Origin of the sequence: [Erwinia] mediterraneensis, assembly GCF_900604315.1 — a bacterium.
Lineage (GTDB): Bacteria > Pseudomonadota > Gammaproteobacteria > Enterobacterales > Enterobacteriaceae > Pantoea > Pantoea mediterraneensis_A.
This window is the reverse complement of sequence record NZ_LR026978.1, coordinates 631,873-643,972: the sequence shown is the minus strand read 5'-3', so window position 1 is coordinate 643,972 and position 12,100 is coordinate 631,873. Positions and strand designations below refer to the sequence as shown.

The window sequence follows — 12,100 nt, the reverse complement described above, 5'->3', positions numbered from 1 at the left end:
GGAAAATTATGGACCAAAAACGACTCACTCATTTGCGTCAACTGGAAGCAGAGAGTATCCATATCATCCGTGAAGTCGCGGCTGAGTTCAGCAATCCGGTGATGATGTATTCCATCGGCAAAGACTCTTCGGTAATGCTGCATCTGGCGCGTAAAGCCTTCTATCCGGGCACGCTGCCCTTTCCGCTGCTGCATGTAGACACTGGCTGGAAATTCCGCGAGATGTACGAATTCCGCGACCGTACTGTGAAGGCGATGGGCGCAGAGCTGCTGGTGCATCGCAACCCGGAAGGCGTCGCGATGGGCATTAACCCCTTTGTACATGGCAGCGCCAAACATACCGATATCATGAAAACCGAAGGGCTGAAGCAGGCGCTGAACAAATATGGTTTTGATGCCGCTTTTGGCGGCGCACGGCGTGATGAAGAGAAGTCGCGCGCGAAAGAGCGTATCTACTCCTTCCGCGACCGTTTTCACCGCTGGGACCCGAAAAATCAGCGTCCGGAGCTGTGGCACAACTACAACGGCCAGATCAATAAAGGGGAGAGCATCCGCGTCTTCCCGCTCTCCAACTGGACGGAGCTCGATATCTGGCAGTACATCTTCCTGGAAAATATTGAGATCGTGCCGCTCTATCTGGCAGCACCGCGCCCGGTGCTGGAGCGCGACGGCATGCTGATGATGGTGGATGACGATCGTATCGATCTGCAGCCCGGCGAAGTGATCAAACAGCGCATGGTGCGTTTCCGTACCCTGGGCTGCTGGCCGCTGACCGGCGCGGTGGAATCGGAAGCGCAGACGCTGCCCGAAATTATCGAAGAGATGCTGGTTTCAACCACCAGTGAGCGTCAGGGCCGTGTGATTGACCGCGATCAGTCCGGTTCGATGGAACTGAAAAAACGTCAGGGTTATTTCTAAGGAGCTGCCAGATGAATACCGTTATTGCACAACAGATCGCCGAACAGGGCGGGGTAGAAGCCTGGCTGACGGCGCAACAGCATAAAAGTCTGCTGCGTTTCCTCACCTGCGGCAGCGTCGACGATGGCAAAAGTACGCTGATTGGTCGTCTGCTACATGACACCCGCCAGATTTATGAAGATCAGCTTTCGTCACTGCACAACGACAGCAAACGTCACGGCACACAGGGCGAGAAGCTGGATCTGGCGCTGCTGGTGGATGGCCTGCAGGCGGAGCGCGAGCAGGGCATCACGATCGATGTCGCCTATCGCTACTTCTCCACCGAAAAGCGTAAATTTATCATCGCCGACACGCCGGGACATGAGCAGTACACCCGTAATATGGCCACCGGCGCTTCTACCTGCGATCTGGCGATCCTGCTGATCGATGCGCGTAAAGGCGTACTGGATCAAACCCGTCGCCACAGCTTTATCTCCACCCTGCTGGGAATTAAACACCTGGTGGTGGCGATCAATAAAATGGATCTGGTGGAGTACAGGCAGGAAGTCTTCGAGCAGATCAAACAGGACTACCTCGATTTCGCGGCACAGTTGCCGGAAGATCTCGATATTCGTTTTGTGCCGATGTCGGCCCTGGAAGGGGATAACGTGGCGGCGACGAGCCAGACCATGAACTGGTACAGCGGCCCGACTTTGCTGGATGTGCTGGAAACTGTTGAGCTGAACCGCGTAGTCGACCATCAGCCGATGCGTTTTCCGGTGCAGTATGTTAACCGTCCTAACCTCGATTTCCGCGGCTATGCCGGTACGCTGGCGTCAGGCGTGGTGAAAGTGGGCCAGCGTGTGAAAGTGCTGCCTTCCGGGGTGGAGTCGAGCATCGCGCGCATCGTCACTTTTGATGGCGATCTGCAGGAAGCGGGCGCGGGTGAAGCCATCACCCTGGTGCTGAAAGATGAGATTGATATCAGCCGTGGCGACCTGCTGGTGGATGCTGCAGCAGAACTGGCAGCGGTGCAGTCGGCGAAGGTCGATGTGGTGTGGATGGCCGAACAGCCGCTGCAGCCGGGCCAGAGCTACGACATTAAGATCGCAGGCAAAAAATCGCGCGCGCGGGTAGAGAAAGTGGACTACCAGGTGGAGATCAACACTCTGGCGCAGCGCGAGGTAGATAACCTGCCGCTGAACGGTATCGGCCGGGTCGAGTTGACCTTCGACGAGCCGATGGTGCTGGATAAGTATCAGCAGAACCCGGTGACCGGCGGCCTGATCTTTATCGATCGCCTGACCAACGTCACTGTTGGTGCCGGTATGGTCAATGAGCCGCTGGCGAATGCGACGCGTAATGCCGGTGAGTACAGCGACTTTGAGCTGGAACTGAACGCACTGATTCGTCGCCACTTCCCGCACTGGGGGGCCCGCGACCTGCTGGGTGGTCAGTAATGGCGCAGCATGACGAAAATGTCGTCTGGCACGCCCATGCGGTAACGCGCGCGGAGCGTGAGCAGCAGCACGGGCATCAGGGTGCCGTGCTGTGGTTCACCGGCCTGTCCGGCTCGGGTAAATCGACCGTCGCTGGCGCGCTGGAACAGGCGCTGTATCAGGCGGGCGTCAGTACCTATCTGCTGGATGGCGATAATGTGCGCCACGGTCTGTGCCGCGATCTCGGTTTCAGCGATGCCGATCGTAAAGAGAACATCCGACGCGTGGGTGAAGTGGCAAAGCTGTTGGTGGACGCCGGGCTGGTGGTACTCACCGCCTTTATCTCGCCCCATCGCGCGGAGCGCCAGATGGTGCGCGATCTGCTGGCGCCGGGACAGTTTATCGAAGTGTTTGTCGATACCCCGCTGGCGGTGTGTGAGCAGCGCGATCCCAAAGGATTGTATAAAAAAGCGCGGGCCGGTGAGTTAAAAAATTTCACCGGCATCGATGCTGTCTACGAAGCGCCGGTTGCCGCAGATATCCATCTGCATGGCGAAGCGGCGATAACGGAGCTATGCGCGCAGGTGATGGCGGAACTCCAGCGCCGTGAGATTATCCGCGCCTGATCCCGTGGCTGATCCCTGTGGGCGACAACCTGCAGGGATCAGATACTGATGTGATACGCTCGCGCCATGCCGGAATCGCTGACCTCGCCTTTCGCGCCATACAGCGCCACCGTTGCGCCTGCCTTACTCATCGCCCCCCGTAAGCCGCTGGCATTTTTCATCTGTCTTTCCAGCAGCTGACCGCTTTTCTGATTCAGCGCGTTTGACTGTTTCACCTGCTGCACAATCGCCTGCCAGCGCGCCGCCAGTTCAACCTGCTGTGCATAGGGCGCCGTCAGATGCAGCGCCGTCTCCTGCTCTTTGCGCTGCGCATCATAGTGCGCAATGGCGGCCAGCAGGCGGCTCTTGTGATCGGCGAGCGCCTGTAACGATACCGGATTGATTTTCAGCGCGCTCAGCTGGCGGTTCTCTTCCTGTAACACGGGCTGCAACGCCGCCAGTGATTCCTGCAGCCGTATCAGCGTCGACAGTAAATTTTCCATCATCAGCCGGTTAACCCTGAATAATATTACGCACTAACGCCGCGGCAATCTGTTCGTGGTCGATCTGATAGTCACCCGCCGCCAGCGCCTGCTGAATGGCGGCAACCCGCTCGTTGTCGGCATCCTGCGTCTCACTGGCGATCCGCTGGCGGCTGGCGTGACTGATCTCCACCCGGGTAACCGTCGCCTCCGCGACGGGTTTGCTGTGGCTGAGGGGGGATGGGTTTCTCACTGTCCCACTATCCCTGGCAAAGGGATCTGCCGCGATGGCTGCTGCCGGGGCTGTCCGCTCAATACTCATGTGTTACCTCATAAACTGTTTTTCTCTGCCGTTACTGTTAATAACGGTGCATTGAAAAATAACTAAAGCCCGGTGTTGCTGTTAATGCGGACGACACCGGCGGCAATCAGAGTGCCTGTTACCGTTTGCCCCGATTTCATTCTGACCTTCAGCGGCTGGTTGAGGGCGGCGTTATTCATCGCCTTGCCTGGCGCGCGGATCTGAAAGTCCTCACCTGCCATCATGACCTCTACCCGGGTGCCGGTGGTTGCCAGCCAGCGTGGTCTGAGCTGGCTTTTAACCAGCGGCTCTCCTGCCTCCACGGGACGCGTCAGCATCGCGCCCACTATCCTGTCGGCCTGAAACAGCGTACCGGCGGGCAGCGGGGCCAGGTTGCCGGTACGTGGCTGAATATCCTGCCTGGTCAGCGTATGGCCGCCGCTGAGGTGGCGGGCCGCGACCCAGTAGCGGCCTTCCGCCGTCAGCGCGATCTGAATAAAAAAACGTTTATCCGCGCATTTCGCCAGCACGCTGCGCTTGCCGGTCAGGCGACGACTTTCCGGGACGATGAGAGCGGGATTGGCACAGATTCCGGCCAGCTTAGCGGGCGGCGTCAGCAGCATCACCTGTTGGCGCACGGCGCTGCCATATTCAGTCTGATTCCGATTATTTAATATTTCGCTAATTTTAGCGCGAATATCTTTTTCATTTGTTGCCGCCCGGGCCGGATTGAAACCAATCAGCGCAATCAGATAAATAAAAATGTAAATAAAAGGTAAGGAAATATCTGGCATAACCCATAAATCCTTCAATGCTGTCCTGAATGATCTGCCGGGAAAAAGGAATATCTACTATAACGTAAACGACGTCCGGTCAAACTTCCGGGTTACTGGCAGTTTTGCTGCTAATTAATGGCTTTGCTGGGGCTGAAATCTTTTGTTGTAGTTAACTGGCAAAATAGACCCGGAAGTGTCAGGTTCTTGAATTTTTGCTTTTGGCTTGCTGGTCATAAACTGCTGCCCTGAATAACCCTCTTGAGGCCAGCGGAGATATCATGATTGATAAGCTCAATAATGAACTGCGATTTCAGCAGGAGGCGCTAAGTTTACTCAATAAAAGACAGGATATTTTAGCGTCTAATATTGCAAATGCGGATACGCCTGGCTATATGGCACGCGATATCGATTTCAGTAAATCATTAAAGGCAGCCCTCAGCCAGCAAACTTCAGAGACGGGTGCGCTCGCATTGCAATTAACGTCACGTCACCATATCAGCGCACAGGGAAAAAACAGGCTACATAACGAACTGCTTTATCGTACGCCCGATCAACCCAGCGCTGATGGTAATACGGTAGATATGGATCGCGAGCGGGTTAATTTTGCTGACAACAGCATGAAATATCAGTCGAGCCTGAGTTTCCTCAGCGCCCAGATAAAAAGCATGATGAGCGTCATTAACCAGGGGTAATTCTGCCGTGTCTCTGTTTTCGATTTTTAATATTTCCGGGTCGGCACTGCAGGCGCAGGCGCAGCGGCTAAACGTCAGCGCCAGCAATATGGCCAACGCTGACAGTGTAACCGGGCCCGACGGACAGCCTTACCGGGCTCGTCAGGTGATTTTCCGTACTGAGGCCGCACCAGGCGAAGCGATTGGCGGGGTGCGTGTCGCAGAGGTGGTGGAGAGCAATACACCCGCCAGACTGGTGTACGAGCCGGGCAATCCGCTGGCGGACAGTAAAGGCTATGTACGTAAGCCGGATGTCGATGTGGTGGGTGAGATGGTGAATACCATTTCAGCGTCGCGCAGCTATCAGGCCAACGTAGATGTGATGAATACGGCGAAATCGCTGATGTTAAAAACCCTGACGCTGGGTCAGTAAGGAGTTACCGATGGCCGTTTCGCCCGTGATGCATGCAGGTACGAGTAAATCCGCCGCTGCGGGTACTCCCGCTGGCAACAGCATTGATGATATTACCAATAATTTTATGACGCTGCTGGTTGCGCAGATGGCAAACCAGGATCCCACCAACCCGATGGATAATAATCAGCTGACTTCCCAGCTGGCGCAATTAAATACCGCCGCCGGGGTTCAGCAATTAAACAGCACGTTAAACAGCGTGGGAACGCTGGTGACCAGCATGCAACAGATGAATGCCGCAGATTGGGTTGGCCGCTCGGTATTGGTAGAAGGCACGCCGGTGGTTTCTACCAGCGAAGAGGGAAATAAAGAGTTTGCGCTGTCATTAAACAGCGATGCTGATGATGTCGTCGTCACCTTAACCGACAGTGAAGGCAATACCTTTACTGGTCACCTGAAACCGGTTAAAGCAGGTGTGCATAAATATAGCCTGGCTGACCTTACTGATATTAGCGCTGATGATCTCAGTGCGATGGAAAATAAAACCCTGAATCTTACTTTTTCTGCGCAAAACAAAGATGGTTCGGTTCCAGACATTGTCGCGTTGAAAAAAGCCAGAGTCGAAAGCGTCTCTTTTACCCAGCTGGGGGCCGTGCTGCAACTGGGCGTGGATGGCACCGCGTCGCTGGGTGACGTTTATATGATCGAATGATTTTTCTCTTTTCCTTTATTTGAGCAACAGGACGATTTAATGAGTTTTTCACAAGGCCTTAGTGGATTAAATGCCGCTTCTCAAGCCCTTGATGTGGTCGGCAATAATATCGCGAACTCCCAGACCGTGGGATTTAAATCAGGCTCTATCGCCTTTGCCGATATTTTTGCCGGTTCTCAGGTCGGAATGGGGGTACAGGTAGCGGGAGTTAACCAGAATTTCTCCGATGGCGTGCTCGGCCAGGGCAGCAGCCCACTGGATATGGGGATTCAGGGCAACGGATTTTTCCGCCTGACGGACGAGGCGGGGCGGGTTTTTTACAGCCGCAACGGACAATTTAAGCAGGATGAGAAGGGTTATATTATCAATAACCAGGGCATGTTCCTCACCGGCTATCAGGCCACGGGAACGCCGCCCTCAATTCAGCCCGGCGCACAGGTTGGCCCGATTCAGATCCCCGGCGGGGGAATGATGGCGAAAGCCTCGGACAGCGGCACCCTGCACGGCAACCTGGATTCCGGCGCGCAGGAGATTGATACCAGCGCTGCGGATTTCGATCCGGCGAAAAACAATACCGCCGTCACTCAGGTAGATGCCTACGACAGCCTGGGCAATCAGCACACCATCAATGTCTATTTCGTCAAAACCGGACCAAACAGCTGGGAAGTCTACTCCAGCGATACTACCGCCCCGATCACTGACTCAAATGGCAAGGTGGAGTATCAGAAAACCCAGCTCTCTTTTGACACCTCGGGACAGCTGATCACCAGCCCCGCCAGCCTGATGATCAAAGGCACGGCTTATCAGGGGGGCGAACCGCTGAGCTTCGCGCTGGATATGACCGGCATGACGCAGCAGGCCAGCGAAACCGCGATGGAGAGCCCGGGCACCAACGGTTATCCGCCCGGTCAGATGAACGGCTACAGTGTGGGCGACAACGGTCAGGTGATCGCGACCTACAGTAACGGCGAGCAGCAGCTGATTGCCCAGGTGGTGCTGAGCAGCTTTACCAACCCCGGGGGCCTTACCGCAAAGGGCAACAACTGCTGGCAGGAATCCCCGGCGTCAGGGCAGCCGGTGACTGGCATCTCTGGCACCGGCAACCTCGGCAACCTGTACGGTAACCGGCTGGAAGCCTCTAACGTCGATTTGAGCAAACAGATGGTCGACATGATCGTCTATCAGCGCAACTACCAGTCCAATTCGCAGACCATCAAAACCCAGTCTGAAATATTGCAGACGCTGGTGAACCTGGGATAACGGCCGCTTGCTATGGATCACGCGATTTATACCGCCATGGGCGCGGCTAATGCCGCGCTGGCGCGTCAGGCGGTGACCGCCAATAACCTGGCTAACGTCTCCACCAGCGGCTTTCGCGCCGAACTGATGGCCTCCCGTGCCGTGCCGGTTGAGGGGCCCACGCTGCCGACGCGCACGCTGGTAGTGGAGAGTACGCCTTATCACGACGACACCATGGGCACCATTATGCAGACCGGACGTGCGCTGGATGTGGCGCTGCCGCAGGATGGCTGGCTGGCCGTTCAGCTGCCCGATGGCCGCGAAGGCTATACCCGCGACGGCAATATCGAAGCAGACAGCGAAGGCACGCTACGGGTGCGCGGGCTGCCGCTGCTGGGGGATGGCGGCACCCTGTCCGTGCCGCCGCATGCTCAACTGACTATCGCACCTGACGGCACCCTCAGCGCGCGCGGCACCGGAGATGACGCCTCAACCGTGGCGCAGGTGGGGCAACTGAAAATGGTCCGGGCGAAGATCCAGAATCTGCGTCACGGTGACGATGGCCTGTTTCATGTTGCTGATGAGGCGGTCAGTCCGGTACTGGCACGCGATGCCACCTTGCGGCTGGCACCGGGGGCGATCGAAGGCAGCAATGTCAGCCCGGTCAAGGCGATGGTAGAGATGATCGCTAACGCCCGCAGCTTTGACATGCAGATGAAGCTCATCACCACCGTCGATGACAACGAAAAGAGCGCTAATCAGTTACTCAGCCTGAGCTAAGGCGCAGAAAGGAGAACAAGCTTTATGATCCGCTCGTTATGGATTGCTAAAACTGGACTTGAAGCACAGCAGACCAACATGGATGTGATTGCCAACAACCTCGCCAACGTCAGCACCAACGGCTTTAAGCGCCAGCGGGCGGTGTTTGAGGATCTGTTATATCAGACGTTGCGTCAGCCGGGAGCACAATCTTCTGAACAGACTACTATCCCGTCAGGTTTACAGCTGGGCACCGGCGTACGTCCGGTCGCCACTGAACGCATCCACAGCCAGGGCAGCCTGACCCAGACCAATAACAGCAAAGATATCGCGATTGAAGGCAATGGTTTTCTGCAGGTGCAGCTGCCTGACGGTACGCTCGGCTATACCCGCGATGGCTCGTTACAGTTCGATCAGAACGGGCAACTGGTGACTTCCAGCGGCTATCCGATCCAGCCCGCCATCACCATTCCGCAGGATGCGCAAAGCCTGACCATCGGCAATGACGGCACGGTCAGCGTCACGGTACCGGGCCAGACGGCGCCGCAACAGGTGGGGCAGTTAACCCTGGTCTCTTTTATCAACGATTCCGGTCTGGAAAGCATTGGGGAAAACCTCTACCGCGAAACCCTGGCGTCCGGGACACCGGATGAGGCGACGCCCGGTATGAACGGAACCGGCACGCTGAAACAGGGCTATGTCGAAACTTCTAACGTTAACGTCGCGGAAGAGCTGGTGAATATGATCCAGACGCAGCGCGCTTATGAAATCAACAGTAAAGCCGTGACCGCTTCCGATCAAATGCTGCAGCGGCTGGCGCAACTTTAACGGCGGCCGGTTTGAAAACGCTGCCCGCAAGGCAGCGTTTTCAAGGGGCTGCGCTCACACTGAAGAAAACCATGAAACCTGAAGTCTGTTCTCAACGGCGTTACCTGCGGGGCGTCAGCGTATCGCTGATCAGCCTTACCCTGAGTGCGCTGGTGGTCGGGTGCAGCTATGTGCCGCATAAGCCGCTGGTGGCCGGAGCCACCACCGTCAGCCCGTTACCGGTAGCCCCCGCCGTAGCAAATGGATCCATTTTTCAGGCCGGACAGGCGATGAATTATGGCTATCAGCCGATGTTTGAGGATCGCCGTCCGCGCAACCCCGGCGATACCCTGACCATCGTGCTGCAGGAGAATGTCAGCGCCAGCAAAAGTTCGTCGGCCAACGCTTCGCGTGACAGCGACACCGGGCTGAAATTCGATGCTATGCCACGCTTTCTTTCCGGCCTGTTTGGCGGCGACAAGATGAATACCGCCATTCACGGCGATAGCGATTTTGCCGGGAAGGGTGGGGCTGCCGCGAAAAACACCTTTAGCGGCACCATCACGGTCACTGTGCGTCAGGTGCTGGAAAACGGCAACCTGAGCGTGGTGGGCGAAAAGCAGATCGCCATTAATCAGGGAACCGAATTTATCCGCTTCTCCGGCATTGTGAATCCCCGCACCATCAGCGGCAATAACAGCGTGGTCTCTACGCAGGTTGCGGATGCGCGCATTGAATATGTCGGTAACGGTTATATCAATGAAGCGCAGCAGATGGGCTGGCTACAACGCTTTTTCCTTACGCTCTCTCCTTTTTAACGCAGCGAAAATGAAATCTTATTTTTTACTTGTCAGCTTTTTTATCGTCAGCCTCGCCAGCTATTTTTCAGCCGTGGCGCACGCGGAACGCATCCGCGATCTCACCACCATCCAGGGTGTCCGCGACAATACCCTGATGGGCTACGGTCTGGTGGTGGGTCTGGATGGCACAGGCGATCAGACCACGCAGACCCCCTTTACCACCCAGAGCCTGAATAACATGCTGTCGCAACTGGGCATTACCGTGCCCGCCGGTACCAATATGCAGCTGAAAAATGTCGCAGCGGTCATGGTCACCGCGCAGCTGCCGCCTTTCGCCCGCGTCGGTGAAAAGATTGATGTGGTGGTCTCTTCCATGGGCAACGCCAAAAGTCTGCGCGGCGGCACTTTGCTGATGACGCCGTTAAAAGGGGTCGATAACCAGATTTATGCGCTGGCGCAGGGTAACCTGCTGGTTTCCGGGGCGGGAGCGCAGGCGGGCGGCAGCCGGGTGCAGGTCAATCAGCTGAATGGCGCGCGTATCAGTGCCGGCGCAACGGTAGAGCGTGAAGTGCCCACCAGCTTTAATGCGACGCCTGAACTGCGGCTCCAGCTTAACGAGCAGGATTTCAGCGTCGCGCAGCTGATCAGTGATGAGATTAACCGCTATTTCGCCGGGGCTGCCGTGGCGGAAGATGCGCGCACTATTAAACTGCGCGCGCCGCTGGAGAGCGCCGCACGAGTGCGCTTTCTGGCAAGGGTGCAGAATCTGCCGATTCGTGTTGGAGCAATGGAAGCAAAAGTGATCGTCAATGCGCGGACCGGTTCGGTGGTGATGAACAAGCATGTCACGCTGGATGCCTGTGCCGTGGCGCAGGGGGATTTGTCGATAGAGGTGGCGCGCAATAATCAGATCAGCCAGCCTGATACTCCCTTTGGCGGCGGCGAAACGGTGGTGGTTCCCGATACCTCTGTTTCACTGAATGAGCAAAACGGTGCGTTGCAGCGCGTACGTACCAGCGCCGATCTCAACAGTGTGGTGCGCGCGCTAAACAGCCTCGGGGCAACGCCCAACGATCTCATGTCGATCCTGCAAGCGATGAAAAGCGCTGGTTGTCTGCACGCCAGTCTGGAGACGAACTGATGCATCACGGCACGGTGATCAGCGGCGCTGCCTGGGACAGCCGCGCGCTGGATGCGTTACGGCGGGTCGCCAGAGAGGATCAAACCCGCGGGCTTAAAGCGGCAACAAAGCAGCTGGAAGGGATGTTTATCCAGATGATGTTGAAAAGTATGCGTGATGCCACCCCGAAAGAGGCGCTGTTTTCCAGCGAGCAGAGCGAAATGTTTACTTCCATGCTGGATCAGCAACTCGCGCAGAATCTGGCCGAACAGGGAAAGCTCGGCATTGCGCAACTGATGCGGAAAACGGCGGGCGACAGTGCGGTCTCCGCCCCGGCGGTGGGGGGGAAAGCTGTACCACTGGCGCTGCGTCTGCCGCCGCAAACGCCACAGGTGGCACCAGCGTTTACTGCCTTATCTCTCCCTCAGGCACCCGCTGATACGCAGGCTGCACCTGTACCACTGACCGGACCGGTGCGTAACAACGCCAGCTTTATCTCGCGCTTATCAGCCCCGGCGATAGCGGCAGCGCAACAAAGCGGCGTGCCGCATCAGCTGATCATTGCCCAGGCCGCGCTGGAATCGGGCTGGGGAAATCGCGAGATACCGACCCGCGAGGGCAAACCCAGTCACAATCTGTTTGCTGTTAAAGCCACTCCCGACTGGCAGGGTGAGACTACCGAGGTGACCACCACGGAATATATCAATGGCGTCGCCAGAAAAGTAAAAGCCGCATTTCGGGTGTATCAGTCCTATAGCGAGGCGTTATCCGATTACGCCACTTTATTAAGGCATAACCCGCGCTATCAGAAAGTCATCGAAGCGGCAACACCGGAAATGGCGGCATATGCATTACAGGCGGGAGGTTACGCCACCGATCCAAAATATGCTGAAAAGTTAATTAATATTATAAAACAGGTTAAAGGAAGCCTGAATCAGGCTGCTAAAGCGTATCAGAACGATATTTCTGCACTTTTCTGAGTAAAGGGTTTTAGTAAATTTTCTACTAACCGATAGTAATAATAGCGCGTTATTTTTTATAAAACGCCGGTAACCAATCGACACGAAACTTTTAGTGGCCG

The 12,100-nt window shown here is 56.3% G+C and carries 15 protein-coding genes; 12 read left to right on the top strand and 3 right to left on the bottom strand.

Annotation, left to right across the window (positions count from 1 at the left end; all coding sequences use genetic code 11):
* The first annotated feature begins 8 nt into the window (after window positions 1–8).
* The 3 genes from cysD to cysC are packed head-to-tail and all read left to right on the top strand — an operon-like array spanning window position 9 to window position 2,961.
* The gene (cysD, locus tag E0E17_RS03075) at window positions 9–917 is read left to right on the top strand and encodes a sulfate adenylyltransferase subunit CysD (RefSeq protein ID WP_130831405.1); all 909 of its coding nucleotides are present in this window, start codon (window positions 9–11) and stop codon (window positions 915–917) included.
* Window positions 918–928: 11 nt separating this feature from the next.
* The gene (cysN, locus tag E0E17_RS03070) at window positions 929–2,356 is read left to right on the top strand and encodes a sulfate adenylyltransferase subunit CysN (RefSeq protein WP_130831403.1); all 1,428 of its coding nucleotides are present in this window, start codon (window positions 929–931) and stop codon (window positions 2,354–2,356) included.
* A complete protein-coding gene (gene cysC / locus E0E17_RS03065) occupies window positions 2,356–2,961 on the top strand; it encodes an adenylyl-sulfate kinase (protein WP_130831401.1) in 606 nt (201 codons plus the stop codon). The genes cysN and cysC overlap by 1 nt, the downstream gene beginning before the upstream one ends.
* Window positions 2,962–2,999: 38 nt before the next feature.
* On the opposite strand, the gene E0E17_RS03060 is transcribed toward cysC, so the two are convergent.
* The 3 genes from E0E17_RS03060 to flgA form a co-directional block, all read right to left on the bottom strand.
* Window positions 3,000–3,446 (bottom strand): flagella synthesis protein FlgN, encoded by a 447-nt coding sequence (locus E0E17_RS03060; protein WP_130831399.1) that lies wholly within the window; start codon window positions 3,444–3,446, stop codon window positions 3,000–3,002.
* 7 nt (window positions 3,447–3,453) lie between these two features.
* Complete coding sequence (gene flgM, locus E0E17_RS03055; RefSeq protein ID WP_130831397.1) at window positions 3,454–3,744, bottom strand: flagellar biosynthesis anti-sigma factor FlgM; 291 nt, start codon at window positions 3,742–3,744, stop codon at window positions 3,454–3,456.
* Between the two features lie 62 nt (window positions 3,745–3,806).
* Window positions 3,807–4,517, bottom strand: coding sequence for a flagellar basal body P-ring formation chaperone FlgA (gene flgA / locus E0E17_RS03050; RefSeq protein ID WP_130831395.1), 711 nt, complete (start codon window positions 4,515–4,517; stop codon window positions 3,807–3,809).
* Between the two features lie 260 nt (window positions 4,518–4,777).
* Here flgA and flgB point away from each other — a divergent pair, with 260 nt between their 5' ends.
* From flgB to flgJ, 9 genes are all read left to right on the top strand, one after another.
* Window positions 4,778–5,191 (top strand): flagellar basal body rod protein FlgB, encoded by a 414-nt coding sequence (flgB, locus tag E0E17_RS03045; protein ID WP_130831393.1) that lies wholly within the window; start codon window positions 4,778–4,780, stop codon window positions 5,189–5,191.
* 7 nt (window positions 5,192–5,198) lie between these two features.
* Window positions 5,199–5,603, top strand: a complete 405-nt coding sequence (gene flgC, locus E0E17_RS03040; RefSeq protein WP_130831391.1) for a flagellar basal body rod protein FlgC — start codon at window positions 5,199–5,201, stop codon at window positions 5,601–5,603.
* Between the two features lie 10 nt (window positions 5,604–5,613).
* Entirely contained in the window at window positions 5,614–6,294 is a 681-nt protein-coding gene (locus tag E0E17_RS03035) for a flagellar hook assembly protein FlgD (protein ID WP_130831389.1), read from the top strand.
* A gap of 39 nt (window positions 6,295–6,333) precedes the next feature.
* Entirely contained in the window at window positions 6,334–7,554 is a 1,221-nt protein-coding gene (gene flgE / locus E0E17_RS03030) for a flagellar hook protein FlgE (protein ID WP_130831387.1), read from the top strand.
* Window positions 7,555–7,566: 12 nt separating this feature from the next.
* The gene (locus E0E17_RS03025; protein WP_130831385.1) at window positions 7,567–8,313 is read left to right on the top strand and encodes a flagellar basal body rod protein FlgF; all 747 of its coding nucleotides are present in this window, start codon (window positions 7,567–7,569) and stop codon (window positions 8,311–8,313) included.
* 24 nt (window positions 8,314–8,337) lie between these two features.
* Complete coding sequence (gene flgG / locus E0E17_RS03020; RefSeq protein ID WP_130831383.1) at window positions 8,338–9,120, top strand: flagellar basal-body rod protein FlgG; 783 nt, start codon at window positions 8,338–8,340, stop codon at window positions 9,118–9,120.
* Window positions 9,121–9,191: 71 nt separating this feature from the next.
* Window positions 9,192–9,917: a flagellar basal body L-ring protein FlgH gene (locus E0E17_RS03015; protein ID WP_130831381.1), complete on the top strand. Its 726-nt coding sequence runs from the start codon at window positions 9,192–9,194 to the stop codon at window positions 9,915–9,917.
* 10 nt (window positions 9,918–9,927) lie between these two features.
* Window positions 9,928–11,040 carry a flagellar basal body P-ring protein FlgI gene (locus E0E17_RS03010; RefSeq protein ID WP_130831379.1) on the top strand — a complete coding sequence of 371 codons (1,113 nt, stop codon included), beginning with the start codon at window positions 9,928–9,930 and terminating at the stop codon, window positions 11,038–11,040.
* A complete protein-coding gene (gene flgJ, locus E0E17_RS03005; RefSeq protein WP_130831377.1) occupies window positions 11,040–11,999 on the top strand; it encodes a flagellar assembly peptidoglycan hydrolase FlgJ in 960 nt (319 codons plus the stop codon). Before E0E17_RS03010 ends, flgJ begins: the two co-directional genes overlap by 1 nt.
* Window positions 12,000–12,100 lie beyond the last annotated feature (101 nt).

What these genes read in the sequence shown, in the direction of transcription:
- cysD (WP_130831405.1), top strand. Translation starts at nt 9, where the DNA reads ATGGACCAAAAACGACTCACTCATTTGCGTCAACTGGAAGCAGAGAGT.
- cysN (WP_130831403.1), top strand. Translation starts at nt 929, where the DNA reads ATGAATACCGTTATTGCACAACAGATCGCCGAACAGGGCGGGGTAGAA.
- cysC (WP_130831401.1), top strand. Translation starts at nt 2,356, where the DNA reads ATGGCGCAGCATGACGAAAATGTCGTCTGGCACGCCCATGCGGTAACG.
- E0E17_RS03060 (WP_130831399.1), bottom strand. Translation starts at nt 3,446, where the DNA reads ATGATGGAAAATTTACTGTCGACGCTGATACGGCTGCAGGAATCACTG.
- flgM (WP_130831397.1), bottom strand. Translation starts at nt 3,744, where the DNA reads ATGAGTATTGAGCGGACAGCCCCGGCAGCAGCCATCGCGGCAGATCCC.
- flgA (WP_130831395.1), bottom strand. Translation starts at nt 4,517, where the DNA reads ATGCCAGATATTTCCTTACCTTTTATTTACATTTTTATTTATCTGATT.
- flgB (WP_130831393.1), top strand. Translation starts at nt 4,778, where the DNA reads ATGATTGATAAGCTCAATAATGAACTGCGATTTCAGCAGGAGGCGCTA.
- E0E17_RS03035 (WP_130831389.1), top strand. Translation starts at nt 5,614, where the DNA reads ATGGCCGTTTCGCCCGTGATGCATGCAGGTACGAGTAAATCCGCCGCT.
- flgE (WP_130831387.1), top strand. Translation starts at nt 6,334, where the DNA reads ATGAGTTTTTCACAAGGCCTTAGTGGATTAAATGCCGCTTCTCAAGCC.
- E0E17_RS03025 (WP_130831385.1), top strand. Translation starts at nt 7,567, where the DNA reads ATGGATCACGCGATTTATACCGCCATGGGCGCGGCTAATGCCGCGCTG.
- flgG (WP_130831383.1), top strand. Translation starts at nt 8,338, where the DNA reads ATGATCCGCTCGTTATGGATTGCTAAAACTGGACTTGAAGCACAGCAG.
- E0E17_RS03015 (WP_130831381.1), top strand. Translation starts at nt 9,192, where the DNA reads ATGAAACCTGAAGTCTGTTCTCAACGGCGTTACCTGCGGGGCGTCAGC.
- E0E17_RS03010 (WP_130831379.1), top strand. Translation starts at nt 9,928, where the DNA reads ATGAAATCTTATTTTTTACTTGTCAGCTTTTTTATCGTCAGCCTCGCC.
- flgJ (WP_130831377.1), top strand. Translation starts at nt 11,040, where the DNA reads ATGCATCACGGCACGGTGATCAGCGGCGCTGCCTGGGACAGCCGCGCG.